This is a genomic window from Mesorhizobium sp. M6A.T.Cr.TU.016.01.1.1 (assembly GCF_003952585.1).
Taxonomy (GTDB): Bacteria; Pseudomonadota; Alphaproteobacteria; order Rhizobiales; family Rhizobiaceae; genus Mesorhizobium; species Mesorhizobium mediterraneum.
In genome coordinates this window covers 911558-937753 of record NZ_CP034452.1, presented here as the reverse complement: position 1 = coordinate 937753, position 26196 = coordinate 911558, and the positions used below count along the sequence as shown (strand labels likewise).

The window sequence follows — 26196 nt, the reverse complement described above, 5'->3', positions numbered from 1 at the left end:
GCCAGCAAAGGTGCCCATCGACGTCGATCGCTGGGACCTTTCCTAGCCGACTGCCTGTCACTGCGCCTCCGCCCTTTCATGGCGGTAGCACAGATAGCGCCGTTCCGCGGCCGCGCTCCGGCTCGCGGGAAACAAAACAGTATACATTATAGACTTAAAATATCTTGCCAGGTGATCCAGCCTATGCTCCACTTGGGCCGGGAACATGGCTGACAGGTCAAATTCAGCCGACATATGGCTGCACTTCAAACGGGATGACCGCGAGAACACAGCCGTAACCATATACGAAATCTTCGCATGGGAAGGCGTGGATGGCGGAACCGATAGAGTTCAAACGGGTTGGCGAGGGCAATCTGCGTGCCCAGGTCTATCAGCAGATCCGCCTGACCATACAGCGCGGCGAACTGGCGCCTGGCCAGAAGCTCGTCGATGTCGATATTGCCGCCCAGCTTGGCATCTCCAGAATGCCTGTCCGCGACGCATTGATGCAGTTGGTGCATGAAGGCTATCTCGTCGGCACGACACGCGGCTTCACGCTGCCGACGCTTACCGCGAAGGATGTCGCCAACATTTTCGAGGTTCGACGCCTGCTCGAACCACGGGCCGCAGCGCACGCCGCGCGAACACTTGACGCCGCTGGCCTCAAGACGCTGGCAGCCGCGCTTCAGGAGGCAGAGGCAGCCGCCGCCGCCGGCGATGCCGCCCTCTTTTTCCAGGCCAATTCGGCATTCAGGAATTGCTGGCTCGGCGCTGTCGAGAACGATCGCCTTTCCCAAACGATTGCCCGCTTCGCCGACCACGTGCTCGTCGTCCGGTTAAAGACCCTGTCGCACCAGCCGACGCAGGCCGTCATCGTGGCCGGCATGCGCGCAATCTACGAGGCGTTCGCCAAGCGCGACGCCGTCGCGGCTTACGACCGCATGACCCACTTCATTCAGAACGCCGAGGAGCGTTTCATGAAGCTGAGCCCGCCGTTGCAACGTTTCGACGACGAAGCTGCGAGCATTCCGCGGCAGGGAAAATCATGATCAGAAAGCAGCATCCGCTGAAAGGGCCGAACAGATTCAAGCTCGGCGTCTTTTCGATGAACGCCGATGGCGGCCTGGCAATGACCACCGTTCCCGAGCGCTGGCGCGCCCGCTGGGAAGACAACCTCAATTCTGCCTGCATCGCCGATCGGGCCGGCCTGGAGTTTCTGCTGCCGATCGCGCGTTGGCGCGGCTTCGGCGGTCTGACGCATGTGCGGGAGTGGTCGTTCGAGACTTTCACCTGGGCGGCGGGTCTCGCCGTCGCCACGGAGAACATCGGTCTGTTCATGACGGTGCATGTGCCGCTGGTTCATCCGCTGCAGGCTGCAAAAGCGCTGGCGACGGTCGACCACATCTCTAACGGGCGTGCCGGCTTGAACATTGTCTGCGGCTGGAACCCGGACGAGTTCGCCATGTTCGGGCAGATGGTCGGCGACCGGACCTACGATCAGGCCGAGGAATGGATCAACATCATCGAGCGTGCCTACCAGTCCAGGGAGCCGTTCGACTTTGGCGGCGAATTCTATGATCTGAAGGGGGTCGTCAGCCGTCCGCCAAGCCTGCAGGCGCCGCGCCCGGTGACCATGAACGCCGCCTTCGGCGCGCCGGGGCGCAACTATGCGGCGCGCCACTGCGACTACCTCTTTTCTACTTTTTCCGAAATTGCCGATGGCCGCGCGCATGTGGTCGACATCACCAACCGGGCAGCTGAAGTCGGACGCGAAGTCGGCGTCTACACGGTTTGCCATGTCGTCTGCCGGGAGACCCAGCAGGAAGCCGAGGATTATTACCGGCACTACGCGCTTGAATGCGCGGACGAGGGCGCGGTCGACGAGCATATGCGCAAGAAGAAGGAATTCGCGAACTCGCATGACGCAAAAGCCTTCACCGAATATCGGCAAAGGTTCGCCGGCGGTGCTGGAACGTTCCCGCTCATCGGCACACCGGAAAAGATCGTCGACGATCTCACTGAGATCATGGACCAGGGCTATTCCGGCGCCGCTCTCACATTCGTCAACTACACCTACGAATTGCCCTTCTTCTGTGACCGCGTGCTGCCGCTGATGCGCCAGGCCGGGCTTCGCGTAAATTGATGCCGGCGGCCGCCATTCCGACGCCATGGGTGCATGGGCACGACGCCATCAATCCGCGCGCCTTCAAGCAGGCAATGCGGGCCGTGGCGGGCTCGGTCGCCATCCTCGCGTCGGAGCATGACGAGGTCGGCTTTTGCGGCATCACGGCGACAGCCGTCTGCTCATTCAGCGCCGAGCCGCCTTCGCTGCTGGCCTGCGTCAACCGCGGCAGCACCTTTGCCTCGGCCATTCGCGAAGGCGTGCCCTTTTCCGTCAATCTTCCGGCCGGCGACCAGGAGAATGTTGCGCGTGCCTTTGGCGGCATGACCAAAGCCAAGGGCGTGGCGCGGTTCTCGTCCGGATCATGGGTGCGCGGCGGAACCGGCGCGCCCTTGCTTGTCGGCGCGCGGGCAATGTTCGAGTGCCGGGTAGCCGAAATCATCGTTCGGGCATCGCACATGATCGTCATCGGCATCGTCTCGGGGGTGGCGCTGGATCGCGCTGGCCGATCGCCGGTCTTCTACGCGCATGGACGGTTCCTGACGGTAGGAGATGAGGCCAACTAGACGCCGTTCGCGCAGCGGCGCAGCGATTGCAATTTCAGATCGGCCCGATCGCGGGCCCAACATAAGCGAAGTGACCTATCAGAGGGAGTACGGCAATGCGCATTTGGAAGTCCCTTGTTCTGGCTGCACTCATGTCGGGTGTGGCGGGTATCGCCACGGCCGAAGAAGTTGTCCTCAACGCCGTGCATTTTACGCCTGCGCAGAACGGCTACGCACAGAGTTTCCTAAAATTCGTTCAGAAGGTGAACGAAAAGGGCAAGGGCGTGGTTCAGATCAATGTGCGTGGCGGGCCGGAGGTCGTTCCGCCGATTCAGCAGGGTGCGGCGCTCAAGAGCGGCCTGATCGACGTGATCGACACGCCGGCAGGTCAGTTCCTGGAGCTCGTTCCCGAAGGCGAGGTTTTCTCTGCATCGACGAAGACGCCCTGGGAGGTTCGCGAGAATGGCGGCTGGGATTTCATCAGCGGAATTTTCGAGAAGAAGGCCAATGCCCATCTGCTGGCCCACGTCGACGCGGGCTCGGGTTTCAACATCTTCACCATCGACGAACCAAAGCTCAATGATGAAGGCAGCATCGACTGGAGCAGCCTGAAGATACGTTCGTCGCCGCTCTATCGTGATTTCCTCGAATCCCTGGGCGCAACCGTCATCGTGCAAGCGCCGGGAGACGTCTACACCTCGCTTGAGCGCGGCGTCGTCAATGCCAACGCCTATACCGTGTTTGGCTATTCATCGTTCGGCTGGGACAAGTTCACCAAATACCGCGTCGACCCGCAATTCTTCAAAACCGATGTGCTGGTCTCGATCAACAAGGCGAAATGGGATGCGCTGTCGCCCGAGGCGCAGAAGCTGCTTGCCGACACTGCCGTCGAATACGAGCGAGAGAGCTACGACGCCAATCTTGCCGAGTCTGAAAAGCAGGCACAGGCGATGATCGACGGCGGGCAGAAGGTGATCAGCCTGACGGGCGCTGGCCGCGACAAATTCCTGGCGGCTGCCACGCAGGCGAGCTGGGCAAGAATGACCAAACGCGATCCCAGCAACATCGAGCAGTTGAAGAAATTCTTTCAATAGTCCGATAGGAGGGCGCCTTCGTGCGCCCTTTATCAAGGTGGGCATGAGGGCCGTCAGGAATGGACAAGTTGTTTGCAGCGATCGGGAAGCTGAGCCTTGCACTGGCGGCGGCGGCAAAGGTGGTGCTTGGCCTCATCATTGTCGCGGTGGTCGCCGATGTATGCGTCCGCAATCTGGGCCTGAGACCGCTTGCCTGGGCGGTGTCTGCGACGGAATATGGTCTGCTCTACGCGGCATTTCTGCCGATGCCCTGGCTGGTCCACAGCAAGGGCCATGTCTTCGTCGAGTTCCTGCGCAAGGCTCTGCCTGCACGGGCCCGGGCTGTGCTTGAAAAGCTGGTCTATCTCGCCTGCATCGGCGTCTGCCTCTACCTTGGCAGCGTCGCGCTCTCTTCCCTGATAAGCGCCGTGTCGGGCGGCGAATATGAGACGCGCAGCTTCGACATGCCGAAATGGCTGGTCTTTCTGCCCATCACACTCGCCTTCTACCTCTCGGCGCTGGAATGGCTCAGATATCTGCTGGGCCATGACACGCTGTACACGCTCGATCCTCTGGAAATGGAAGGGCTCTGATCGATGGCCTGGCTGTTTCCATTCGCCGTGCTTGTCGGCGCCATCCTTGTTTTGATGGGCCTTGGGCTGCCGGTCGCCTTCGCGTTCTTCGTCACCAATGTGATCGGGCTGTATTTGTTCTTCGGCGGCTCGATCGGCGTGACGCAGATGATCGCCAACTTCTCGGACGCCGTCTCGACCTATGCGCTCGCCCCGCTGCCGATGTTCCTCGTCATGGGCAGCCTGTTCTTCCGCTCCGGCCTCGGCGAGAAAGTCATCTACGCGCTCGACCTGTGCATCGGCAATCTGCGGGGACGTCTTGCCTATGTCGTGCTCGCCGCCGGCACGATCTTTTCTGCGCTGTCAGGCTCGAGCCTCGCCAATACCGGCATGATGGGCTCGCTGATGGTGCCCGAGATGCTTAAGCGAGGCTACAAGCCGCACATGGCCTACGGGCCGGTGCTTGGTGCCGGAAGCCTTGCGGTCATCATCCCGCCATCCTCGTTGGCTGTCTTGCTCGGCTCGCTGGCCCAGATCGACGTTGGCGCGCTGCTCATAGCAGGGGCTCTGCCTGGGCTGCTTCTCGTCGTCATGTACGCGATGCTGATCTTCGCACAGACGAAGATCGACCCTGACGCCGCTCCGCACTATCCGGTGCCCGCCGTTCCTGCGGCCGAGAAGGTGAGGGCGGTCGCCGTCAACATCATTCCGATGAGCGTCATCGTGTTCATGGTGGTCGGCACGATCATCCTTGGAATAGCGACGCCGACGGAGTCGGCAGGGCTCGGATGTGCCGCCGTCTTCGCGTTGTTGTTTGTATATCGAAGGTTCAGCTGGTCGGTTGTCTGGAAGTCGCTGGACGATGCGATGAAGGTCACGGGCATGACCTTCCTGATCATCTCGGCTTCGACGACGTTCTCGCAGATATTCGCCTTCTCCGGCGCGTCGAACGGCTTTATCCAGTTCATCGTGGGCTACGATCTTGGACCATATCCCATGCTGCTCATGATGGTGCTGGTCATCCTGCTGCTCGGCATGTTCATGGATCAGGTCTCGATGATGCTGATCACGCTGCCGATCTTCCTGCCGATCGCCCAGCAATTCGGGTACGATCCCGTGTGGTTCGGGTTGATCCTGCTGCTCGCCTATGAGGTCGGCTTCACCACGCCGCCCTTCGGTCTGCTGCTGTTCATCATGATCGGTGTTGCGCCGAAAGGCACGTCGCTCAAAACGGTTGCCATGTCCGCGGCGCCCTATATCGCGCTGACGCTTCTGCTGATCCTGCTGATTGTCCTCTTCCCGCAGATCGCCCTCTTCCTTCCGAACTTGATCTAGCCGAACTCGATCTCGCAGGTGTCTGCATGCGCTTTGCCTATCTCGCTTTCTTCCACGATGACCGCCAGACAAACCTGGCCATAGCCCGTGAAGACGTCGACGCTGCGCGGCGTTTAATCGTGACAACGCCGGGTCTTGCGCTTGCAAACATCTATCTGCCCGAAGTGGCGACGGACATGTTCAACAAGGATGGTCCACCGCCGGTCTTTGGCTTCCAGCTCTATTTCGACGAGCTGGCAGACATGGAGGCGGCACTTGCGCCGTCCGGCCATCTGCAGGCGCTCACCGCACCGGGTGTGCTGTCGAGCATCGCCGGGTCGAGGCCGACGCAGCAGGCAATGTGCGTGCGTCCGTTCCCCGTCGATGACGCTGGCCTGAAGACGTCTGGACTGCCCTGCAGCTATCTTGTCCACTATCCCGGGCCGGCCGAAGACATGAATGCCTGGCTCTACCACTATGTGACGCATCATCCGCAATTGATGCGGGGCTTCCCCGGCATTCGCCACATCGAGGTTCTGTCGCGACTGGACTGGTGCGGCTCGCTGCCTTGGCCGCGGGTCGATCACATGCAGCGCAACCGGGTCATGTTCGACAGTCCTGCGGCGCTGACGCACGCACTGCAATCGCCGGCGCGGCTGGAGATGCGCGCCGACTACAAGACCTTCCCACCCTTTTCAGGCGGCAGCCTGCACTTTCCGATGTCGACGGAAGCCGTGCATTCCTTGCCACGGGCCATCGCCACTTAACGCGAACAATTCTCGCGACGCCGAAAAACTGCTGGAGATTTCATGTACGACTTTCGAAAAAAATGTGTCTCTCTCGATCGCCTTATCGGCACCTTCTGCGCCATCCCGCATCCGGTGGCGGTCGAAGTGGCGGCCGCCAGCGGGGTCGACTTCCTGTGCATCGACTGGGAGCATTCGCAGATTGGCCGCGAACGGCTTGAGGATCTAGTCCGCGCCGCCGACGTTCACAAGGTTCCTGCGATGGTGCGTGTGCCGGGCCACACGCCGGAGTGGATTGCGGCCGCGCTCGACGCCGGCGCCTCAGGCGTCCTGGTGCCGCGCGTCTCGACGGCCGAGCAGGCGCGCATGGCGGTCATGGCCTGCCGTTACCCGCCTGTCGGTGCACGCGGCGTTGGTCCAGGCCGTGCCGCCGGTTATGGGTACAGGATTCCGGACTACCTCAAGTCGGCCAACGAGGCCCTGACGGTCGCGATCCAGGTCGAGACGGCCGAGGGCCTCGCCAACATCGACGACATTGTCCAGCTCGACGGCGTCGACGTGATCTTCATTGGTCCCGGCGACCTGTCGGTCTCGATCGATGCCATGGGGCCAGCCGGCCAGGACAAGCTCAATGCCGCCATTATCAAGATCGCGGCTGCGGCGCGCGCGGCCCGCAAGGCGGTCGGCATCTTTCGCCCTTCGGCAGACGATATCGGCAAATGGTCGAAGCACGGCATCAGCTTCTACATGCTGGCCAGCGACACGATGTTTCTTGGCGCCGGCCTTGCCGCCGGTGCGGCCTCTGCGCGCAGCGCCTGATAGCAAGAGATTGGCATGAAGATAATCAAGACCGACGGCGTGTTGTCCGTCGAGGCAGAGCAGCTGCGCTATCTCGACGGCTTGAACGCCGAGTTTATCGAAAAGACGCTTCTCACAGAGGATGCCCTGATCGAGCAGTGCCGTGACGCCGATGCATTGATGATATTACGGGAGCCGATCACGGCTCGCGTGCTGGCCGAACTGAAGAACCTCAAGGTCATCGGACGGTTCGGCGTAGGGCTCGACTCGATCGATATCGAGGCCGCCAGCCGTGCCGGTGTTCAGGTAACCTATGTGCCGGACGCCAACCTGGTGGAGGTCAGCACACATGCGATGGCGCTGATCCTGGCCCTGACGCGCAGGCTGAAACAGTTCGACAGCGCAGTCCGCGCCGGCCGCTGGGCCGCAATGACCGACGGCGCCGGCATCACGCGGCCGGACAGGCAGATCCTTGGCCTGATCGGCTTCGGCCAGATCGGACGTCTGACCGCCGAGCGGGCACGGGCCTTCGGCTACCATATCATCGCCTACGACCCATACATGCCGGCAGAGCGCATTACGGCCGGCGGTGCTGAACCGGTCGGTTTCGATGAGCTGCTCGCCAGGGCCGACATTGTCTCGCTGCACGTTCCAGCGACACCGGAAACCAGAAACATCATGTCGGCTGATGCCCTGTCGCGCATGAAGCAAGGGGCGATGCTCATCAACGTGTCCCGTGGCGGCCTGGTCGACGAGGTCGCGTTGGCGGATTTGATCCGGCGCAGCCATTTGGCCGGCGCCGGCATCGACACATTCGAGCAGGAGCCGCCTTCGCCCGACAATCCGCTGCTGGCGCTGGACACCGTCCTGGTCAGTCCACACGCGGCGCACTACTCGACCCAGTCCTACGCCGAGGTCCGCAACAAGGTGTTTGCCGATGTCGCATCGGTCCTGCGCGGCGGCAAGCCGGTCTATCCGGTCAACCGGATATGACTCCTCGCGGCTGCAAATAGCTTAGCCCCGCTTGGGCTTGTCGCGGCGCTCGACGATGTAGATGTGGTCGGCCGCCAGGACCACATCGCCATGCTGGTTGATCACCTCGCAGCGCTCGATGATCCGGCCCGAATCCGGTCGTTTCGGGTCGTCTTCTTTGGCCGAGATGGTGGTGCGGGTCTTGATCGTATCGCCGATGAACACCGGCTTGATGAAGCGCAGCCTGTCATAGCCATAGGAGAAGGCGACCGGGTTGATGATGTTTGCCGTCAGCCCGACGCCAACCGAAAAGACCAATGTGCCATGGGCGATGCGCTGACCGAACGGCGTCGTCTTCATGAACTCGGCGTCCATGTGATGGGGAAAAAAATCGCCCGTATGGCCGGCATGAACGACGAAGTCGGTCTCGGTGATGGTGCGTCCGCTGGTCATGCGCGACGAGCCGATCTGGTAGTCTTCAAAGTAGATCGTCTGCTCCATGTCAGGGCCTCGTTGCGATCGGTGTTGCCGGCGCCGCGTTCGATTGGTAGGCGGCTTCGACCAGCGCCATGGTGTTCCAGCCGTCCTCGACGGAACTGACAAGCTCGGTGTCCTCGCCTGATGCGTAGCGCTGGACATTGGCCATGCGGCCGACAAAGGCGTCCGGAAACCATTCGCCGACGAGCGGCACCGTAACCCAGTCGGAGCCGCCCCTGGGATAGATTTCAAGAATGTCCGGCTCGCCGCGTGGATAGTCGAGATTGAGCCCGAGTTTGAGATAGGCAGCGCCCTCGGTGCCGCAGATGCGGAACTCGCAGGCTTGGTGTCTTCGGCCAAATTTATGATCGTGATTGATCGACAGCGCACAGCGCACGGTGTCGCCATAGTCGAGGATCGCGCTGGTGCGCGTTTGCGCAACCTTGTGGCCGGGATGGCCGAGCGTCTTGGCGTGAATGCCTCTGGGATCACCGAGCAATTGCCGGATCAGGTCGAGATAATGGATCGAATGCATGGCGATCTCGACACGCGGCGCCTTCAGCAGGAAATCCCAGAGCTGCCAAGGTGTCGCCAGCGCCAGCCAGGCGTCGAAATCGACCACGTCGCCCAGCCAGCCCCTGGCGATCGCATCCTTCAGCGCCAACATCATCGGCGCGAAGCGGAGCTGAAAATTCACCGCGGCCTTCAGATTTTTGGAGCGGCAGATTTCGAGAATCTCGGTGGCCTCGGTAAGGTCGCCGCCCATCGGTTTCTGGATCAGCGCCACCGCCCCATCGGGCAACGCCCTGAGCACGCCGGCATGATGAGCCGGCGGCGTCGCCAGATCGAAGACGACGTCCTTGATCGCCGCGGCTTCCTCGACCGACCGGTAAGCGGTGACGCTCCATTTTGCGGCGAGCTTTTCTGCCTTGGCGCGGTCGGGATCGAAAACCCCGGCGACCGGAAAGCCGGCTTTCCCATAGGCCGGAAAATGCGCATCGCCGACGATCGAGCCGGCGCCGAAAATCACGATCGGTCTCGGCTTCGATGGCTGCGCCCAGGCCTGGGCGAGCGAGGCAGGATCGAAAACGCCATCAGTCATGATGGAAGACTTCGCCCATCGAGGCCCACCATTCGCCGTCCTTGCGTGTCGGCAGCGGCTCCTGGCAAGGCATGCACAGCGCCCACCATTCCTGCGTCGTGGGATCGGCGGCCATCTTCGCCATGTCGGCGGCATAGTCGGTGCCGTGGTATTCGAAGGTGCTGAACAAAAGGTGCTCCGGCTCCTTGAGATAGATCGAATAATTCTTGATGTTGCAGGCGGAGATCATGGCCAGCACGTCAGGCCAGACGGCAGCGTGAAGCCGCACATACTCGGCGACCTTTTCCGGCTTGAGGCCGAGCACCATTCCCATCCGCTGCATGTCCGGCTCCCTATTTCGTTATGTCGGTCGTGAATTCCGCAATGCTCTTCGCTTTGACCGCGTCCCAATCCCAGTCGATGCCGATGCCGGGCTCGTCCGGCGCCAGTGCGTGCCCGTTCTCGATGCGCATTTTCTTGCCGGTCAGGTCGTCAAGCTGGGGAATATACTCGACATATCGGCCGTTCTGAATGGCGCAGGTCAGGCTGACATGCAGTTCCATCAGGAAATGCGGGCAGACCGGGATGTCGAACGCCTCGGCCGCATGCGCCACCTTCAGCCAGGGCGTGATGCCGCCGATGCGGCCGACATCGACCTGCACGATCGAGCAGCCGCCTTTTTGCATATATTCGCGGAAATGGCGGATCGAATAGAGCGACTCGCCGATGGCGATCGGCGTCGACGTCGCATTGGACAGCCGCACATGGCCCTCTATGTCGTCGGCCGGCAGCGGCTCCTCGATCCAGGCGAGGTCGAGGTCGCGCAGCCGCTCCGCCCGACGGATCGCTTCGTCGACCGAAAAGCCCTGGTTGCAGTCGGTCATGATCTCGTAAGCATCGCCGACTGCCTGGCGCACCGCACCAAGCCTGGCAAGATCCTCGGAGCCGTGCGGCCTGCCGATCTTGACCTTGGAGCCGCGAAAACCCTTTGCCTTGGCGGCCAGCGCGTCCTCGACCAGCGCCTCGGTCTCGATATGCAGCCAGCCGCCTTCGGTCGTGTAGAGCGGGCAGCGGTCCTTGGCGCCACCGGCCAGCTTCCACAGCGGTAGCCCCTGTTTCTTCGCCCGCAGGTCCCAAAGCGCGGTATCGATAGCCGCCAGCGCGATTGCCGTTATGGCGCCGATCGTCGTGGCGTGGGTGGCGAATTCGAGCTCGTGCCAGATCGCCTCGATCATGTCTGCATCGCGCCCGATCAGCCGCGGCGCAAGGTGATCGGCCAACAGCCGCATCACCGAGGAGCCGCCGGTGCCGATCGTGTAGCTGTAGCCGGTGCCGACCGCACCGTCGGCATCGGTGATTGTGACGATCGGCGTTTCCTGGCTGACAAAACTCTGGATCGCATCGGTGCGCTTGACCTTCGGCACCAGGTCGACCATCCGCAGTTCGACTTTTTCGATCGTGGCCATGACGTCAACCTCGCAATGTCTTGCCGGTATCGGCAGAAAACAGATGGGCCTGCGACAAGTCCAGGCTCATTTTCACCCGGTCGCCGGCCTTCAGCGGTTTTGGATTGAGCATGCGCGATACCCAGTCACTGCCGTTGAATTCGGCGAACACCAGCGTCTCGTTGCCGAGCGGCTCGGTGACGGTCACCGGCAACTCCAACTGGTGGACATCGGCGTCCTCGCCGGAACTGATGCCGTGTCCCGTCGGATAGATATCGTCGGGTCTCAAGCCGAACACCACTCTGTCGCCGGTTCCGACATTGGCTTTGAACTGGCTGGGCAGGGGCAGTCTCTCGCCACTGGCGAACAGCAGCTGTCCGTCGTCAATCGCTGCCTCATGCAGATTCATCGGCGGCGAGCCGATGAAGCCGGCCACGAAGCGCGTCTGCGGCCGGCGGAAGACCTCGTCGGGGGTGCCGACCTGCTCGATGAAACCGTCGCGCATGATGACGATACGGTCGGCGAGCGTCATCGCCTCGACCTGGTCATGGGTAACGTAGATCACCGTCGACTGGACCTTGGCGTGCAGCTTCTTGATCTCGGTGCGCATCTGCGTTCGAAGCTTGGCGTCGAGATTGGAAAGCGGCTCGTCGAACAGGAAGACGTCGGGATCGCGCACGATGGCGCGACCCATGGCGACGCGTTGGCGCTGTCCGCCCGACAACTGTGACGGCCGGCGGTCGAGCAGTTGGTCGAGACCGAGAATACCCGATGCCTCGGCGACACGGCGATCCATTTCCTCTTTCGAGGCGCCCGCGATCTTGAGCGAGAAGCCGAGGTTTTCGCGCACCGTCATGTGCGGATAGAGCGCATAGGACTGGAACACCATCGAGATGTTGCGCGAGCGCGGCGGCAGATCGTTGACCATGCGGCCGCCGATCTCGATGACGCCGTCGCTGATCGCCTCGAGGCCGGCGATCATGCGTAGGGTTGTCGACTTGCCGCAGCCGGACGGACCGACCAGCGCGATGAACTCGCGGTCGGCGACCTCGAGGTCGATGCCATGCACGACCGCAACCGGGCCGTAGCTTTTGGTGAGTTTCTTCAGGGATACGGTTGCCATGTCAGCCTTTCACCGCGCCGGAGGTGAGGCCGCCGACGAGATGTTTCTGGACGATGAAGGTAAGCGTGAGCGCCGGTATGATCATGACGACGGCCAGCGCGCACATGCCGCGCCAGTCGATGGTGAATTCGGCCGTATAGTCGAGCAGGCCGACCGGCAGCGTCTTGGAGTTGATCGAGCGCGTCAGCTGCGAGGCCAGCGCGAACTCGTTCCACGAGGTGAGGAAGGCAAAGATGCCGGCTGAGGCGATGCCAGGCCCGGCAAGCGGAAACTCGACCTGCCAGAAGGCCTGCCAGCGCGTGCAGCCGTCGATCTGCGCCGCCTCGGCGAGGTCTTTCGGAACCTGGCGGAAAAAACCGTCGATCAGCCAGATGGTGAAGGGCACGTTGAGCGCGACATAGACCAGGATCAGCCCGAAATGCGTGTCGATTATGCCGAGCCGTGCAAAGACGAAGAACAGCGGCAGCGACAGCGCGATGCCGGGCACCGTGCGTGTCAGCATCAGGCCGAGGAACATCGCCGACTTGGCACGGAAGCGATAGCGCGCAAAGGCGTAGCCGCCGGCCATGCCGATGGCGATCGCGATCACCGTCGAGGTTACCGAGATGATCAGCGAATTGCGGAAATAGTCGAGCACCGGGATGCCGCCCTTGCCGACGCCGCTGAACATGGCGACGTAGGCGTCGAGCGAGAGCTCCTGCGGGATCCACACCGGCGGCTTGGCCATGATCTCGACGGTCGGTCGCAGCGACGACAGCACGATCCAGATGCCGGGCAGGCAGATGACCAGCATGGCCAGGAACAGCCCCACGCCGTGAGCGATGCCGAGCGCCTTGTTGCGGACGCGATGCAGGCTGTTCTGGTCCATGCTCACCACTCCGCCGCGATCTGCGTGCGCGCCGCGGCAAGCTTGCGGTAGAAATAGACGGTGAACAGGATCGAAAGCAGGATCGAGAAATAGGCCATGGCGTTGGCCATGCCCATCCTGGCGTCGCTGTAGGCGGTGCGAGCGACGAGCGTCCAGACGAGCTCGGTGCGGCCGGCGGGACCGCCGTCGGTCATGATCTTGACGATGTCATAGGCGCGCGCCACGTCGAGCGAGCGGATGGTCATGGCGATGAAGGCAAACGGCATGATGAACGGCCAGGTGACATAGCGGAATGTCTGCCATGGCGTGCAGCCATCGACGCGGGCCGCCTCGACCGGCTCGCGCGGCATCGCCAGCAACCCGGCAAGGATCAGGATCGCGAACACCGAAGTCGACGACCAGATCTCGGCGGTGAGGATGGCGATGAAGGCGAGGTTGCCGTCGATCAGCCACGGGATGGCGCGGTCGGTCAGGCCGAGCGCCTGCAGGGCGTTGTTCACCAGGCCGATATTGTCGTTGAACATGAATTTGAACTGGAAGCCGACCAGGATCGGCGAAAACATCATCGGAAACATCATGATGGTGCGCAGGATACGTTGTCCGCGCGACGCCTTCTCCACCAGCAGCGCCAGCCCCAGCCCGATCAGCATTTCCAGGTTGAGCGCGACCGTCAGCAGCACCACGGTGCGGGCGAAGGCAATCCAGAAATCCCCGTTGCTCAGGATGTTGACATAGTTGCGCGCGCCGATGAAGACCCAGAGTGTCTCCGGCTTGGTCAGCCGGAACGGCGTGAAGCTGGAGTAGAGCGAAAGCAGCAGCGGCAAGACCACCACCGCCGCCAGCACGATGACCGCCGGCAGCAGGAGCAGCAATGGCGGTGAGGGTCTCCGGCCTTTCATTTCGATCCGGTTCTGGTTAATGCCCGGATGCCGAAGGCCGCCATCGGCGAGCTGGGATCAAGACAAAGCGTGTTGTGCATGGTTCAAAAAAAGTCGGGGCGCCGCTCTTCGATGAGCGCAGCGCCCCGTGGAAAGATGTCAAAGTTTGCCAGCGTCTTCGAGGATCTGGGTGGCCTTGGCGGCAGCGTCGTCCAGCGCCTGCTTGGAGGTCTTGTCGCCGAGGATGGCCGCCTGCAACTCGGGATAGACGGCGTTGGAAATTTCGATCCATTCAGGTGTCTGCGGTACGGCGAATGCGTGTTTCGCTTGTTCCTGGAAAGCCGCCAGCACTTCCGTCTTGTAAGGATCGCCGGCCGCTTGCTGGATGTCCCAGTCCCACACCGCGGTGCGGGTCGGCAGTGGTCCGCTTGCTGCTTCAAGCTTCTGGCTGTCCTCGTTGGTCAGGAACCACACCAGCGACGCCGCAGCTTCCTTGCTGGCGCAGTTTTCGGTGACCGAAAATCCATGATGCCCCGACCAGCCGGTGCGAATGCCAGCCGAACCTTTCGGCGCCACCTTTACCCCGACATTGCCGGCGACCTTCGATGACTTCGGATCGTTGAAGAACCCTGCCCAGCCCGGCCAGTCGAGGTTGATGGCAACCGTGCCCGAGGCAAAGCCCTGGCCGAGATCGTCCCAGAGATAGTTGGTGGTGCCGGCCGGCACCGCCTTGGCCTTGTAGAGATTGACGAACCAGTCGAGCGCCTGCACGCCGGCCTCCGAGTTGAAGGCGGGCTTGCCGTCCTTGTCGAGATACTCGCCGCCCTCGGCGATGAGCATCTCGTAGAAGCGGCCGTTGATCGCCTCTTCCTTGCCAGCGAACTGGGTGCCGTAGAAATCCGGCGGGCTGGCGAAGAATTCCGCCTGCTGGGCGACCTCGTCCCAGGTGTCGGGCGGCACCAGTTCCGCGCCATACTTGGCCTTGTAGGCGGCCTTCTTGGCCTCGTCCTGATAAAGGCTTTTCTGGTAGTAGAGCGCGGAGACGTCGAACTGCGCACGCGGCAGCATCGCCAGCTTTCCGTCGAGCGTCGAGGCCTTGATCGTCGACGGCACGAAGGCGGCGACTTCCTCCTTGGGCAGCAGCGCGTTGAGATCGGTGTAGATGTCAGGATATTGCGGCGCGAAGGACGAATGGTTCGAGCCGACGCACCAGTTGATGCTGCCGGACGCGATGTCCGACTTGATTTCCTTGTCGAGTTCGAAGTGGTTCTTCTTCGAGATCACGTTGACCTTGGCGCCGGTCAGCTTTTCCCATTCGCCGATGCGCGCGTAGAGCCCTTCATATTGCTGGCCGCCAATCAGCTTGGCGTCGATGGTGACGCCGTCAAACTTGCCGGGCAGTTCGGCAGCAAAAGCAGCGCCCGCGCCAAGCGCAAGCAGCGCTACGCCGGCCGACAGGCCGTAAAACAGTCTGGTCATTTGGTTCCTCCCAACGGCGTGCGATGGCGACCCATATCCAGGACCCGATCTGCACGCTTCATTCATATACAAACAAAACATTTATGCGGTCGTCAAGTTGAAAGTTCTTTCCGGATGCTGGCCATTGTGCGTATATGAAAGCTGAAATTCACTGGGGAGCGATTATGGCGGAGGACGAGGACGATGACCGATATCGTGCCCCGGCGCTGGACAAGGGGCTCGACATTCTCGAGCTTCTGGCCGGCGTTGACGGTGGCCTGACGCAAGCGGAAATCGCCAAGAAGCTCGACCGCAGCCCCAACGAGTTCTACCGCATGCTGGACCGGCTGGTGCGACGGGGCTACGTCACGCGGCCCGACGGCGATCGTTATTCGCTGACGCTCAAGCTGTTTGGCCTGGCGCAGTTGCACGCGCCGGTGCGACGGCTGGTTTCCTACGCGACGCCGCTGATGCGCGAGCTTGCCGAAACCTCGCAGCAGGCAAACCAGCTCGTCGTCTTCGACCGCGGTTCCGCGGTGGTGATCGCGCAGCAGGAGGCGCCGGACTATTGGGGCATCTCGATCCGCGTCGGCTCGCATATCAGCCTGTTCGACACCGGATCGGGACATGTGCTGCTGGCCTTCCGCTCGCCGGAAGAGCGGCAGATGATGATCTCCGAACATCTGCGCAGCACCGACAGGCCGCCTCAGTCACCGGAGTTCTTCGCCCGCCTCGACCAGGTCCGCGAGCGCGGCTATGAGATGATGGCGTCGCTGCAGACCGCCGGCGTGTTCAATCTGACGGCACCCGTCCTTGGTTCGGACGGCAGGGCAATCGCGGCGCTGTCGATCCCCTATATAACGCTGGTCAATGCCCCCAAGGCGCCCGACATCACCCGGACAATCGAATTGCTGCGGGCGGCGAGCGAAAAACTCTCGCAACTGGCGGGATCGGCCGTCAACTCGAAGTGAATTCTTATTTGAATGAAGAACTTCTCCGTGAGATGATCCTGGAACGCCAGAGGAGGAGCGCGCCGTCATGATCTTCGATACCCATCTGCACCTGATCGACCAGTCGGTGCTGCGCTATCCCTGGCTCTCCGGCGTGCCGGCGCTCAACCGTGATTTTTCCCACGACGAATATGCAGTCCAGGCGCGCCGCGCCGGCATAGAGGGCGCGTTGCATATGGAGGTCGATGTCGATCCAGCTGACATCCAGGCCGAAACCAGTCATGTGAAAGCGCTGTCACAACAGAGGGATAGTCTGCTGCGCGGGGCAATCGCCTCCTGCCGACCGGAAGAGCCGGGCTTTGCCGCCTATTTGGAGGCGCAGCGCGCCGATCCCTTCGTCAAGGGTTTCCGGCGTGTGTTGCACGTCATGCCGGACGAGCTGTCGGAAGGCGCACTGTTCCGGGAGAACATCAAGCGGCTTGCCGGCACCGGCCTGACCTTCGATCTCGTCGTTCTGCCGCATCAAATCCCAAGAGCGATCGCACTCGCCGATCTCGCGCCGGATGTGCAGTTCGTGCTCGACCATTGCGGCGTGCCCGACATCAAAGGGGATGGTGAGCACCCATGGCGCGAGCATATGACGGAGATCGCGCGGCGTCCGAACGTCGTCGGCAAGATCTCCGGCGTGGTCGCCTATGCCGATGCCAGTTCCTGGACGGTCGAAACTCTGCGCCCCTATGTCGAACACACGCTCGGCTGTTTCGGCTGGGATCGCGTCGTCTGGGGCAGCGACTGGCCGGTCTGCACGCTTGGCGGCGGACTAGCGACCTGGGTGGCGGCCACGCATGCGTTGCTCGAAGGCGTAAGTGCCGGCGAACGGACGAAGCTTCTGTCGGCCAATGCCAAACGGCTGTGGCGTTTGTAGCTCGTCTCAGATTGTCGCCGATACGTGCCGCTCGCGACCGTAAAGCGAGACCAGCAGCACGATGACCAGACCAAGTGCAGCCTGCACGGTTGAGGGCCGGAAGCCAAGGCCGATCAGCAGCGTGTTGATCTCCGTCAGCACCAGCACGCCGGCGATGGTGCCGAAATAATTGCCGCGGCCGCCGACAAGGGCGGCGCCCCCGACCACGACCGCCGCGATGGTCTGGAACAGATAGGGCTGGCCGACATCGCCATAGGCCGAACCGGTGAAGCCGAGCAGCAGCACGCCAGCCGCGGCAGCAAAGAAAGCGCTTGCCGCGTAGGTCACCGTCCACATGCGGACCGGATCGATCAGCGCCAGCGGGGCTGCACCGGGGTTGCTGCCAAGCGCGTAAAGTCGGCGGCCGTAGGCCGTGCGCGCCAGCACCAGCGCCACCAGCAAGGTCAGCACCGCGACGCATGGCACCAGCGCCGGCACCGGTAGCGGTCCGACCGAACCGCCGATCGAGACGAAGGCGGAAACGGCTGCAGGCGCCGATCCGGACGGAAAGCCGCCGGTCCATAGCAAGACGGCGCCTTGCACGATCATGCCGACGCCGAGCGTGACGATCAGCGGGTGGATGTCGAGCCCGCGCGAGATCAGGCCGTTCAGCGCCCCGATCAGTATGGCGAGCACGCCGACAATGACGCAGACAAAAGCAAAATTCCAGCCGGCGCCGTAGAGCTGTGCCGCAACGACATTGGCGAAGCCGATGATGAAGGGGATCGACAGGTCGATGCCGCCGAGAATGACCACGAGCGTTTGGCCGATCGATGCCACCGCCAGCAGCGAAGCGATGACCAGCAGCGCACGGATGGCGAACGGCGCGGAATACCCCGGGATGAGCAGCGTGCCGACAATCTGCAAGGCGGCAGCGACCGCAAAGGCGCCGGCGACGCGGGCATTGGTGGACTGAAACCAGGTCTGGCTCATGCTTCTCAGCCTTTCCGTCCGGAGAGCCGTTCCTGCAGCGCCGTCATGATGACCGCTACAACCAGAATGACGCCATAGGCGATCTGCAGCACATAGGTGGAGACGTTGAAGGCGGTCAGCACGCTCTGCAGCAGGAAGATATCGATGGCGCCAATCGCGGCGCCCAGAAGACCGCCGCGTCCGCCGGCAAGGCTGACGCCGCCGAGCGCCACCGCGGCGATGGCGATCAACGTGTAGGTCGGTCCGATGTTGGGATCGGCCGAACCGATCAGCGCCGTCAGCATCAGGCCCGCGCAGGCGGCGAGAATGCCGGTCATGACATAGGCGATGAAACGAACTTTGGTGACCGGAACGCCGGCCGTGTAAGCAGCGCGGTCGTCGCTGCCCACCGCCATCAGCTGGTCGTAGTAGGGGGTCTGCCGCACCAGCCACCAGAACAGGAAGATAAGCGCCAGCGGCAGAGCCGACCAGGGCCCGGCCATCGCCTTCAGCCAGCCCGGCGCCGGGCCGATCGGCGCCGGCAGGATGGTCAGCGTCATCCCGGTCAGGATCAGATAGGTGCCAAGCGTCGCGACGATCGGCTGGATGCGAACGACGGTCGCCAGAAAGCCGTTGGCCGCCCCGACGATCGCGCCGATCAATAGCGCCGCCGGCACGATGACCAGCGGCGAAGTCATGCCGAGCTTGAGAAACAGCAGCTGGATGACGATCGCATTGACGAAGCCCATCAGCGGCCCGACGGAAATGTCGATGCCGCCACGCCCGGCCAGGATGACTGGAGCCGAGGCAAGTGCTGCGCCGATCAATGGCGCGGCGAGCCCGATCAGCGCGCCCCAGGCGGAAGGATGGAAGCGTGTCGGATTGAGCAGCAGATTGACCGCGATCAGGATGACCAGCAGCACGGTCGCGAAGCCCGCGCCACGCCATCGCTCCGCCATGCGCCGTAACCCGCTCATGCCGCGCGTCCGAACATGGCGGCGATCACCGTATCGCTTTTCATCTCGTCTCCGGTGATTTCAGCCGCCACCTGCTGTTCGCGGAAAACCAGCACGCGATGGCAAAGCAGGAGGATCTCTTCGATCTCGCTCGACAGGATGACCAGAGCCATGCCGTCCGCCGCCAATCCCCGGAAGACATCGTAGAGGACATGGCGCGTCGCCACGTCGACACCGCGCGTCGGGTCGTTGAGCAGCAGGATCGCCGGCTCCAGCGCCAGTGCCCTAGCCAGCAGCACTTTCTGCTGGTTGCCGCCGGACAGCGTGGTGATCGAGGCATCCGGCCGCGGCGCGACGATGGAGAGCTTGTCCCGGTAACTCTCGTAGCGCCGCCGCCGTGCGGCGAAGCTGAGCAGGCCGAAACGCATGTCACGCGACAGTGTCGAGACGGCAAAATTGTCGAGCACCGATTGGGTCGGAAAGATGCCGGTAGCGCGCCGGTCGCGCGGCAAATAGGCGATGCCGCTGGCGACCGCCTTGCGGAAGCTGGTGATCGCGCGGGCTTCGATGGTCACATCGCCGGCGGCCGGCCGTTCCAGCCCGGCCAGCACTTTCAGGAACCGCTCTTGTCCATGGCCGTCGAGGCCGGCAAGACCGACAATCTCGCCCGGCGCAATGGCTTGTGTCACGGGGCTTGCGCCCGGCGCGATCACCAGGCTGCGCACCGAAAGGGTAGCGCGATCAGCCATGCGCCAGCTCCGCCGCCGTGCGTGGCGCCATCGCCTTGAGAAGCTCGGAGGCGGTGGACGTGCCGCGTTCCTCGGTCGTCACCACGCTGCCGCCGCGCAGGACGGAAATCCGATCGGAAAGCGTCATCACCTCGTCCATGCGATGGGTGATGAACAGGATCAGGCAACCTTCGGAGGCAAGCTTGCGCATCATGGCGAAAACCGCCTCGCGGTCGGCGAAGTCGAGCGCCGCCGTCACCTCGTCGAGAATGAGAATGCGCGGGTTGCGAACCACGGCGCGGGCAAGCACCACAAGCTGCTGAACGGCCAGCGGCAATTGCCCGGCCAACTGGTCGAGCGGGATCTCGGTAACCGCGAATTGTTTCAGCACCGCTTGCGCGCGCTGGTGCCGCTCGGCGCGCGGCACGGTGCGCGTCAGTAAGCCATCGAGGCCGAGCAGGATGTTGTCCGTCACTGAACGGTCAGGTGCGATCAGCACTTCCTGGAACACGGTGGCGAAACCGGCGGCCTGGAACGCCGCCGGTCCGAAGCCGGCAAAGGGCGACCCATTGAGCAGGATCGTGCCGCTGTCCGGCTGGACAATTCCCGACAGCAGCTTGACCAGGGTGCTCTTGCCCGAACCGTTCTCGCCCAGGATGGTGTGGATCGTGCCGGCGCGGAACGCGATGGAGGCATTCGCGAGAGCGACCGTTTCGCCATAGCGTTTCGAGACACCCTGGACTTCCAGCATGAGGGATTCCTGATAGGGAAAAGCCGGCTCTGCCTGAGCGGAGCCGGCGTTCATGAGCTTACTTGGCGCAGGCGTCCGGCACCTTCGAATAATCCCAGCCCTTGGTCGGCGCGGGATTGGCGAAATAGGCATCGAGCCATTCTTCCGGCATCGGATCCTCCGGCGGAACCGGGAAGATCGAGACTGCGTCCGCCGTCATACAGTCCTTGTACCAGGTGCCCAGGTCGGCGTTGTGGACCGGCGGAATCGGGATCAGCAGCGTGTTGAGCTTCGGCTTTTGCCCGTCGAGCATACGCGCCCCAATGCGGAACAATGTCTCGGCGGTCCAGTGCGGCAGAACCGCATGGCCTTCGAAGCGATATTTGTCCGGATTGGCTTTCCAGTAGCCGAGCGCGTCGCCGGTGATCGAGCCGGTGATGAGCGGGGCAGGGCGGCCGGCCTCGGCAAAGGCCTCGGCGACGACGCGGCTTTCGCTGCCCGTCGTCCACACCGCATCGATCGGCGCCGGATTGGTGGCGATCGCCTGCAATACCGTCGTCTTGGTGACGTTGGCCGTCCAGTTGCCGTTGACGCTGCGCGAGACCTTGAGCTTGGGGTTCTCGGCCAGCGCCTTGTCGGCGCCCTGACGCTCCTGCACGACGATCGGATGACCTGCGATGCCTTCGACCAGAAGTATGCTGCCGCCACCCGGTATTGCCTTGCCGATCGCCGTCATCATGTCGTAGCCCCAGCGCGCATAGTTGGAATCGACGTTGATGGCATTCGGGCTGGTCACCGACCCAGCCGCCGTGATGAAGGGAATGCCGGCCTTTGCGGCGGCATCGATGGCATCATCCAGCGCCGTCGCCGAGCCGGGGATCGAGGTGATGATCGAACATTTCTTATCGATGAAGGCGCGGATCTGGTTGATCTGCTGGCTGGCATCGTTGTTGGAGTCCGACACTTCGAAGCTCGCCACCGTGCCGTCGGCGATCAGTCCGTCGACAAGCCGCTTCAACTCCTTGGTGACGGTGACCCGCCACGGATTGCCCTGGTAGGATTCCGAGTGGCACCATTTCCACGGCTTCGCCGGCGGCGTGAAATTGTCCCACGCCGATGGCAGGATCTTCTGCGGCGCGCCGTCATATTGCGCCTTCAGTTCAGTTGGCAGTCCAGCGATCACGCCCGAAACGTCCTGGGCGCAGGCAATTGTCGTGATCGATGCAAGGGCGGTCGCAGCCATAAGGCCGCGGATCAGGCTGTTCATAGTCTCCTCCATTCGTTGTTTCAGGCTCCTCCACCGGCAGTGCCGGACACCCGTGCCGGGAAACTCTCCAGAAACAGGCGATTAAGATCGGCGACGACGCGGCCGGCATCGTGCTTTTCGGTCAGGCCGAGATTGATGCGATCGGACGCCGCCTGCTGGAAGGCCATGTAGCCATCGTGGCGTGGCCTGACCCAGGCGCCTTCGAGTGTGGCGCGCGTATCCTTGTAGAAATTGCCGGCGGCTGCATTGACGGCGGCATCGTCCCAGGCTGCGGCGTGGCCAGGCTGGCCGCCGGCCAAAGCATAGGGGCCGCGCTGCACGTCACCGCTGGCGATCCAGTAAGCGAAGTCGATGGCCGCCTGCTTGGCCTTCGAAAAGGCCGACACGGCGATGCCGGTGCCGCCGAGCGCCGAGCCGACCGGACCGGCATTGCCCGCAGCCGGGATGTCCGCGAAGGCAAGGCGGTTGGTCCGGAATCCGGCAATGGCATAGGAGACATAGCCATAGATCAGCGGCGCGCAGGCGATCCGCGAGCCGGATCTGGCCATTTCCTCCAGGACGTCGATCGGGTCCATGCCGAGGCAGGCCGGGTCTACGAGAGCCGCGATCTCGCGCATCATCTCGAAAACGCGGCTGCCCACATCAGCGTTTACGTGAGCGCCAGGCTCCTCGACGGCGGGCCGGCCGAGATTGCCGGCAAGCGTGTAGAACACCATCAGCGAATGCGGCGGCCTGAGCGGCAACAGCATGTGGCCTTGCCGCGCCAGATCGAGCATTTCGCTCCAACTCGCCGGCTGAGCGGAAAGCATATCAGGCCGCCACGCTTGCACCTGGCTCGCCGTATCGATCGGAAACGCCCACTGCCGGCCTTGCCAGTTGTAGCTCGGATAGGACCGGCCGACGCTGCCCGCCGCCAGCGTCGCACGTTCCGCTTCGCGGCCCGCGACGTCGAGCGGCGCCAGGCAATTCTCGGCGGTGATCTGGCCGACATGCGGATGATCGATGACGATCAAATCATAGGCACGGGCCAGTTCCTCGACCGGGAAGGATTCGAAATCCTGCAGCGAGCGCTTGTCCCATTCGATAGTAACGCCAGTCCGCTGCTTCCACAGTGCCGAACAGGCGACCATCGGGTCGTAGCCGCGCGGATGGCTCCAGGTCATGCCTTTGAGCCTCACGTCGCTCACAGCCCGAACTCCTTGCGGATCTTTGCGCTGTGCTCGCCGATGCGTGGCGCGGCGCGCTCGACCTTCGCACGCACACCATCGACCCGGAGCGGCGAGCGCGTGGTGAGGATCGAGACGTCATCCTCGCGCGTCACCGTCTGCAGCATGTCGAGAACCTGGAAGCCTTCGCTGGCCATCATCTCCGGCCAGGTCAGCACCCTGGCGCACCAGATGTCGGCAGGCTCGAGGATGGCAAGCCACTCGTCGACCGTCTTCGTCGCGATTTTTTGCGCGATGATCGCCTTGATCTCGTCGCGGGCGGTGAACCATGTCGACGGCTGGTCGCGGTAGGGCGCAAGCTCTTCGAGCCCCAGAAGATCGGCCAGCTTCGGGATCGGCGTCATGGCGATCGCCAGATAACCGTCCTTGGCCGGATAGACGCCGTAAGGCGCCGATAGATAGGCATGGGCGCTGCGGAAGGCCGATCGCCGCGGCAGGCGGCGCCCGTCATTGAGATGCGTGGTCAGCACCTCGAACTGGAAGTCGACCAGCGCTTCGAGCAGACTGGTTTCGACATGGCTGCCCGTGCCGGTCACGCCGCGCCGCACCAGCGCGGCAAGAATTCCTTGCGCGGCGGCGGAGCCCGCCAGCATGTCGGCAATTGCCAGGCCGAAGGGCACCGGTCCCTGGTCCTCGTCGCCGTTGAGCCACATCACGCCCGAGCGTGCCTGCGCCAGCAGATCCTGCCCCGGTCGCTTGACCCATGGACCTTCCTCGCCATAGCCGCTGATCGAGGCGTAGACCAGACGAGGATTGATCTTTCGCACCGCCTCGTAGTCGAGACCCAGGCGCTCGATGACGCCGGGCCGGAAATTCTGGATCAGCACGTCGGCCTTGGCCAGGAGCCCGCGCAGCGCCGCAAGGTCGGCTTCGTCCTTGAGGTCGATGGCGAGACTTTCCTTGGCCCGGTTGATGGCGTGGAAGATGGTGGAATCGCCGCCGATCTCGGTGTCGCTGAGATAAAGCCGGCGCGACAGGTCACCGCCGTCCGGCCGCTCGATCTTGATGACGCGGGCACCGAGGTCGAGCAGCCTCAGCGAGCAATAAGGGCCCGACAGGAACTGGCTCATGTCGACGACGACGAGCCCGGTCAATGGCAATTCGGCAATGGCGGCCATCGCCTATTTCTCCGTCTTGCCGGCGAAATCGGCGGGATTGCGGTATTTCACCGTCTGCAGGTGCTCGCAATAAAGCACGAGTTCTCCTTCACCCTTGAAGACTTCATAGCTGGCGCGGATCAGCCCCATCTCCTTGTATTTGGGTTTCTTGTCGAGGTTGGAGCGGATCGAATAAATCGTGTCGCCGATGAACACCGGCTTGATGAAGCGCAACTTGTCGTAGCCATAGGAAAAGGCGTTGACGCAGTTGGTGGCGACGAGGCCGAGCCCGGCCGAGAACACGAAGGCGCCGGCGACCAGGCGCTTGCCGAATATGCCTTCCGTTTCGGCGAACATCTGGTCCTGCACGTAAGGGTGGATATCGAGCACCAGCGCGTTGAAAAGGTGGCTGTCGCCCTCGGCCATGGTCCTGCGCAGCGAACGGATCTTCTGGCCGACCGGCCAGTCCTCGTAGAACCAGTTCTCCGCGTTCCAGACCGGGAGATCGGCGTGGTCCTTCGGCATGTTGGCGGGATGTGTCGACGCCACGCCGACGGTCGGCGCGAAACCAGTCATGACGGTATCCGTTGGAAGCACGGATCATCCGTCCGGGCGCGCCGCGGGCCAGCAAATTGCATGATCGGTCCTCCCGCAATCTTCTTTTGTGAATAGTATTTTCACATATGGGGTTGTGTTGCAAGCGTGAACAGGCGAAATTTTGCCCCAATCCGCGGCGGGCAACGCCGGCGGAACAAGGGAGGATTTGATGCAGAATGCCTGTCTGGTCTTCGTTGGCAGCCTCAACCGCGAGGCGCCGTATTTTCAGGGCGCGCGCGGCGTCGGGCTCAGCGTTTACAGTTTCGACGAGGAGACGCTGGAGACGCGGAAATTGGCCGAGACGGGTGACGTCGACAATCCGACCTTTCTGTCGGTGACGCCGGACGGCTCCTACATCTATGCCAACTCCGAAGTGTTCGCCTGGCGCGAAGGCGTGGTCTCGGCCTACTGCTTCGACAGGCAGACCGCCGCGCTTTCCTACATCAACAAGCAGCCGACCCTTGGCAGCATCACGGCGCACAACACCATAATGCGCGACGGGACGAAGCTCTTAGTCGCCAACTACGGCATGGGCGAAGGCGGTCCCGATCGCTCGATCGCGGTCTATGGGCTGCGCGAGGATGGCGGCCTGACCGCGCCGTTGTCGAGCGTCGCCCATGCCGGAACTGGTCCCGATACAGTTCGTCAGGAACGCCCCCATGCTCACAGCGTCACCGAGACAATTGCCGGCGGCGTGGCGATCGTCGCCGATCTTGGCATCGATCGGCTTGTCTCGTACCGCGTCGGGCCTGATGGCGGCCTGACCAGACTGGCGGAGTCGGTGCTTGCCTCAGGCGCCGGCCCACGTCACGTGGCGCTGCATCCGGGCGGGCGCTTCGTGTTCGTGATGAACGAACTCGATTCAACGGTCGTGTCGCTTGCGCTCGACGATGTGTCAGGAAGGCTCACCGTCATCGACACGAAGCCGGCCGTGCCGGCCGAAGCGCGTGACGGCAATCATTGCGCCGACATCCAGATCTCGCCCGACGGCCGCTTCCTCTACGGATCCAACCGCGGCCATGACAGCGTTGCGGTGTTTTCCGTCGACCAGCAAACAGCCGCGCTTGCGCTGGTCGATTACACGCCCTGTGGGGGCGCTACGCCGCGCAATCTGGCACTGACACCCTCGGGCCACCACCTCTTCTCCGCCAACCAGAACGCCGACCGCATCTCGATTTTCGCGCGCGACATGGCCACCGGCCGGCTGGCCGACACCGGACGGTCCATCGATGTCGGCACGCCGATGTGCGTGAAGATCGTGAGTTGAAGCCACAGGTCTCCTTCCAGCAGCGAAGGCCTGCACGATCCTGTGATTTCG

Annotated in this window: 28 protein-coding genes; 12 read left to right on the top strand and 16 right to left on the bottom strand. The window is 62.9% G+C overall.

Features of this window, described 5'->3' with window-relative positions; translation table 11 throughout:
- Nucleotides 1–311 precede the first annotated feature (311 nt).
- From EJ075_RS04350 to EJ075_RS04310, 9 genes are all read left to right on the top strand, one after another.
- On the top strand, nt 312–1028 hold the full coding sequence (locus EJ075_RS04350; RefSeq protein ID WP_126103515.1) for a GntR family transcriptional regulator: 717 nt from the start codon (nt 312–314) through the stop codon (nt 1026–1028).
- Nucleotides 1028–2122 carry an LLM class flavin-dependent oxidoreductase gene (locus tag EJ075_RS04345; RefSeq protein ID WP_126107231.1) on the top strand — a complete coding sequence of 365 codons (1095 nt, stop codon included), beginning with the start codon at nt 1028–1030 and terminating at the stop codon, nt 2120–2122. The genes EJ075_RS04350 and EJ075_RS04345 overlap by 1 nt, the downstream gene beginning before the upstream one ends.
- Entirely contained in the window at nt 2122–2667 is a 546-nt protein-coding gene (locus tag EJ075_RS04340) for a flavin reductase family protein (RefSeq protein WP_126103514.1), read from the top strand. The genes EJ075_RS04345 and EJ075_RS04340 overlap by 1 nt, the downstream gene beginning before the upstream one ends.
- 95 nt (nt 2668–2762) lie before the next feature.
- Entirely contained in the window at nt 2763–3740 is a 978-nt protein-coding gene (gene dctP, locus EJ075_RS04335; protein ID WP_095483727.1) for a TRAP transporter substrate-binding protein DctP, read from the top strand.
- A gap of 59 nt (nt 3741–3799) precedes the next feature.
- A complete protein-coding gene (locus EJ075_RS04330; protein ID WP_126103513.1) occupies nt 3800–4312 on the top strand; it encodes a TRAP transporter small permease in 513 nt (170 codons plus the stop codon).
- Between the two features lie 3 nt (nt 4313–4315).
- On the top strand, nt 4316–5626 hold the full coding sequence (locus tag EJ075_RS04325; protein ID WP_126103512.1) for a TRAP transporter large permease subunit: 1311 nt from the start codon (nt 4316–4318) through the stop codon (nt 5624–5626).
- Between the two features lie 26 nt (nt 5627–5652).
- Nucleotides 5653–6372, top strand: a complete 720-nt coding sequence (locus EJ075_RS04320) for a hypothetical protein (protein WP_245458098.1) — start codon at nt 5653–5655, stop codon at nt 6370–6372.
- 42 nt (nt 6373–6414) lie between these two features.
- Nucleotides 6415–7170, top strand: coding sequence for an aldolase/citrate lyase family protein (locus tag EJ075_RS04315; protein WP_126103511.1), 756 nt, complete (start codon nt 6415–6417; stop codon nt 7168–7170).
- A gap of 15 nt (nt 7171–7185) precedes the next feature.
- Nucleotides 7186–8142, top strand: a complete 957-nt coding sequence (locus EJ075_RS04310) for a C-terminal binding protein (RefSeq protein WP_126103510.1) — start codon at nt 7186–7188, stop codon at nt 8140–8142.
- Nucleotides 8143–8163: 21 nt separating this feature from the next.
- Here EJ075_RS04310 and EJ075_RS04305 read toward each other — a convergent pair whose 3' ends face one another.
- The 8 genes from EJ075_RS04305 to EJ075_RS04270 form a co-directional block, all read right to left on the bottom strand.
- On the bottom strand, nt 8164–8622 hold the full coding sequence (locus EJ075_RS04305; protein WP_126103509.1) for a MaoC/PaaZ C-terminal domain-containing protein: 459 nt from the start codon (nt 8620–8622) through the stop codon (nt 8164–8166).
- A gap of 1 nt (nt 8623) precedes the next feature.
- Nucleotides 8624–9700: a Gfo/Idh/MocA family oxidoreductase gene (locus EJ075_RS04300; protein WP_126103508.1), complete on the bottom strand. Its 1077-nt coding sequence runs from the start codon at nt 9698–9700 to the stop codon at nt 8624–8626.
- The gene (locus tag EJ075_RS04295) at nt 9693–10022 is read right to left on the bottom strand and encodes an L-rhamnose mutarotase (RefSeq protein WP_126103507.1); all 330 of its coding nucleotides are present in this window, start codon (nt 10020–10022) and stop codon (nt 9693–9695) included. The genes EJ075_RS04300 and EJ075_RS04295 overlap by 8 nt, the downstream gene beginning before the upstream one ends.
- A gap of 10 nt (nt 10023–10032) precedes the next feature.
- Entirely contained in the window at nt 10033–11145 is a 1113-nt protein-coding gene (locus tag EJ075_RS04290) for a mandelate racemase/muconate lactonizing enzyme family protein (RefSeq protein ID WP_126103506.1), read from the bottom strand.
- 4 nt (nt 11146–11149) lie between these two features.
- Nucleotides 11150–12247 carry a sn-glycerol-3-phosphate ABC transporter ATP-binding protein UgpC gene (gene ugpC, locus EJ075_RS04285; RefSeq protein WP_126103505.1) on the bottom strand — a complete coding sequence of 366 codons (1098 nt, stop codon included), beginning with the start codon at nt 12245–12247 and terminating at the stop codon, nt 11150–11152.
- A 1-nt stretch (nt 12248) separates the two neighbouring features.
- Nucleotides 12249–13115, bottom strand: a complete 867-nt coding sequence (locus EJ075_RS04280) for a carbohydrate ABC transporter permease (protein ID WP_126103504.1) — start codon at nt 13113–13115, stop codon at nt 12249–12251.
- 2 nt (nt 13116–13117) lie between these two features.
- On the bottom strand, nt 13118–14014 hold the full coding sequence (locus EJ075_RS04275; RefSeq protein ID WP_126103503.1) for a sugar ABC transporter permease: 897 nt from the start codon (nt 14012–14014) through the stop codon (nt 13118–13120).
- A gap of 138 nt (nt 14015–14152) precedes the next feature.
- Entirely contained in the window at nt 14153–15472 is a 1320-nt protein-coding gene (locus EJ075_RS04270) for a sugar ABC transporter substrate-binding protein (RefSeq protein WP_095483740.1), read from the bottom strand.
- A 164-nt stretch (nt 15473–15636) separates the two neighbouring features.
- On the opposite strand from EJ075_RS04270, the gene EJ075_RS04265 reads away from it, so the two are divergent.
- Nucleotides 15637–16422, top strand: a complete 786-nt coding sequence (locus EJ075_RS04265) for an IclR family transcriptional regulator (RefSeq protein WP_126103502.1) — start codon at nt 15637–15639, stop codon at nt 16420–16422.
- Nucleotides 16423–16489: 67 nt separating this feature from the next.
- The gene (locus EJ075_RS04260) at nt 16490–17326 is read left to right on the top strand and encodes an amidohydrolase (RefSeq protein WP_126103501.1); all 837 of its coding nucleotides are present in this window, start codon (nt 16490–16492) and stop codon (nt 17324–17326) included.
- Between the two features lie 6 nt (nt 17327–17332).
- Here EJ075_RS04260 and EJ075_RS04255 read toward each other — a convergent pair whose 3' ends face one another.
- Genes EJ075_RS04255 through EJ075_RS04220 form a run of 8 tightly spaced genes read right to left on the bottom strand, consistent with a single transcriptional unit; the run spans nt 17333 to nt 24857 of the window.
- Nucleotides 17333–18298, bottom strand: a complete 966-nt coding sequence (locus EJ075_RS04255) for an ABC transporter permease (protein WP_126103500.1) — start codon at nt 18296–18298, stop codon at nt 17333–17335.
- 5 nt (nt 18299–18303) lie between these two features.
- Nucleotides 18304–19254 carry an ABC transporter permease gene (locus EJ075_RS04250; protein ID WP_126103499.1) on the bottom strand — a complete coding sequence of 317 codons (951 nt, stop codon included), beginning with the start codon at nt 19252–19254 and terminating at the stop codon, nt 18304–18306.
- The gene (locus EJ075_RS04245) at nt 19251–19982 is read right to left on the bottom strand and encodes an ATP-binding cassette domain-containing protein (protein ID WP_126103498.1); all 732 of its coding nucleotides are present in this window, start codon (nt 19980–19982) and stop codon (nt 19251–19253) included. Before EJ075_RS04245 ends, EJ075_RS04250 begins: the two co-directional genes overlap by 4 nt.
- Entirely contained in the window at nt 19975–20712 is a 738-nt protein-coding gene (locus tag EJ075_RS04240; protein ID WP_095484000.1) for an ATP-binding cassette domain-containing protein, read from the bottom strand. Before EJ075_RS04240 ends, EJ075_RS04245 begins: the two co-directional genes overlap by 8 nt.
- A gap of 58 nt (nt 20713–20770) precedes the next feature.
- Complete coding sequence (locus EJ075_RS04235) at nt 20771–21958, bottom strand: ABC transporter substrate-binding protein (protein ID WP_095483745.1); 1188 nt, start codon at nt 21956–21958, stop codon at nt 20771–20773.
- A gap of 20 nt (nt 21959–21978) precedes the next feature.
- Complete coding sequence (locus EJ075_RS04230) at nt 21979–23145, bottom strand: extracellular solute-binding protein (RefSeq protein WP_126103497.1); 1167 nt, start codon at nt 23143–23145, stop codon at nt 21979–21981.
- Nucleotides 23142–24302 carry a CaiB/BaiF CoA-transferase family protein gene (locus EJ075_RS04225; RefSeq protein WP_126103496.1) on the bottom strand — a complete coding sequence of 387 codons (1161 nt, stop codon included), beginning with the start codon at nt 24300–24302 and terminating at the stop codon, nt 23142–23144. Before EJ075_RS04225 ends, EJ075_RS04230 begins: the two co-directional genes overlap by 4 nt.
- 3 nt (nt 24303–24305) lie before the next feature.
- Entirely contained in the window at nt 24306–24857 is a 552-nt protein-coding gene (locus EJ075_RS04220; RefSeq protein WP_095484001.1) for a MaoC family dehydratase, read from the bottom strand.
- A gap of 190 nt (nt 24858–25047) precedes the next feature.
- On the opposite strand from EJ075_RS04220, the gene EJ075_RS04215 reads away from it, so the two are divergent.
- The gene (locus tag EJ075_RS04215; protein WP_126103495.1) at nt 25048–26145 is read left to right on the top strand and encodes a lactonase family protein; all 1098 of its coding nucleotides are present in this window, start codon (nt 25048–25050) and stop codon (nt 26143–26145) included.
- Nucleotides 26146–26196: the final 51 nt, after the last annotated feature.

Coding starts and splice junctions, on each gene's coding strand:
- EJ075_RS04350 (WP_126103515.1), top strand. CDS start 312: ATGGCGGAACCGATAGAGTTCAAACGGGTTGGCGAGGGCAATCTGCGT.
- EJ075_RS04340 (WP_126103514.1), top strand. CDS start 2,122: ATGCCGGCGGCCGCCATTCCGACGCCATGGGTGCATGGGCACGACGCC.
- dctP (WP_095483727.1), top strand. CDS start 2,763: ATGCGCATTTGGAAGTCCCTTGTTCTGGCTGCACTCATGTCGGGTGTG.
- EJ075_RS04330 (WP_126103513.1), top strand. CDS start 3,800: ATGGACAAGTTGTTTGCAGCGATCGGGAAGCTGAGCCTTGCACTGGCG.
- EJ075_RS04325 (WP_126103512.1), top strand. CDS start 4,316: ATGGCCTGGCTGTTTCCATTCGCCGTGCTTGTCGGCGCCATCCTTGTT.
- EJ075_RS04320 (WP_245458098.1), top strand. CDS start 5,653: ATGCGCTTTGCCTATCTCGCTTTCTTCCACGATGACCGCCAGACAAAC.
- EJ075_RS04315 (WP_126103511.1), top strand. CDS start 6,415: ATGTACGACTTTCGAAAAAAATGTGTCTCTCTCGATCGCCTTATCGGC.
- EJ075_RS04310 (WP_126103510.1), top strand. CDS start 7,186: ATGAAGATAATCAAGACCGACGGCGTGTTGTCCGTCGAGGCAGAGCAG.
- EJ075_RS04305 (WP_126103509.1), bottom strand. CDS start 8,622: ATGGAGCAGACGATCTACTTTGAAGACTACCAGATCGGCTCGTCGCGC.
- EJ075_RS04300 (WP_126103508.1), bottom strand. CDS start 9,700: ATGACTGATGGCGTTTTCGATCCTGCCTCGCTCGCCCAGGCCTGGGCG.
- EJ075_RS04295 (WP_126103507.1), bottom strand. CDS start 10,022: ATGCAGCGGATGGGAATGGTGCTCGGCCTCAAGCCGGAAAAGGTCGCC.
- EJ075_RS04290 (WP_126103506.1), bottom strand. CDS start 11,145: ATGGCCACGATCGAAAAAGTCGAACTGCGGATGGTCGACCTGGTGCCG.
- ugpC (WP_126103505.1), bottom strand. CDS start 12,247: ATGGCAACCGTATCCCTGAAGAAACTCACCAAAAGCTACGGCCCGGTT.
- EJ075_RS04280 (WP_126103504.1), bottom strand. CDS start 13,115: ATGGACCAGAACAGCCTGCATCGCGTCCGCAACAAGGCGCTCGGCATC.
- EJ075_RS04275 (WP_126103503.1), bottom strand. CDS start 14,014: ATGAAAGGCCGGAGACCCTCACCGCCATTGCTGCTCCTGCTGCCGGCG.
- EJ075_RS04270 (WP_095483740.1), bottom strand. CDS start 15,472: ATGACCAGACTGTTTTACGGCCTGTCGGCCGGCGTAGCGCTGCTTGCG.
- EJ075_RS04265 (WP_126103502.1), top strand. CDS start 15,637: ATGGCGGAGGACGAGGACGATGACCGATATCGTGCCCCGGCGCTGGAC.
- EJ075_RS04260 (WP_126103501.1), top strand. CDS start 16,490: ATGATCTTCGATACCCATCTGCACCTGATCGACCAGTCGGTGCTGCGC.
- EJ075_RS04255 (WP_126103500.1), bottom strand. CDS start 18,298: ATGAGCCAGACCTGGTTTCAGTCCACCAATGCCCGCGTCGCCGGCGCC.
- EJ075_RS04250 (WP_126103499.1), bottom strand. CDS start 19,254: ATGAGCGGGTTACGGCGCATGGCGGAGCGATGGCGTGGCGCGGGCTTC.
- EJ075_RS04245 (WP_126103498.1), bottom strand. CDS start 19,982: ATGGCTGATCGCGCTACCCTTTCGGTGCGCAGCCTGGTGATCGCGCCG.
- EJ075_RS04240 (WP_095484000.1), bottom strand. CDS start 20,712: ATGCTGGAAGTCCAGGGTGTCTCGAAACGCTATGGCGAAACGGTCGCT.
- EJ075_RS04235 (WP_095483745.1), bottom strand. CDS start 21,958: ATGAACAGCCTGATCCGCGGCCTTATGGCTGCGACCGCCCTTGCATCG.
- EJ075_RS04225 (WP_126103496.1), bottom strand. CDS start 24,302: ATGGCCGCCATTGCCGAATTGCCATTGACCGGGCTCGTCGTCGTCGAC.
- EJ075_RS04220 (WP_095484001.1), bottom strand. CDS start 24,857: ATGACTGGTTTCGCGCCGACCGTCGGCGTGGCGTCGACACATCCCGCC.
- EJ075_RS04215 (WP_126103495.1), top strand. CDS start 25,048: ATGCAGAATGCCTGTCTGGTCTTCGTTGGCAGCCTCAACCGCGAGGCG.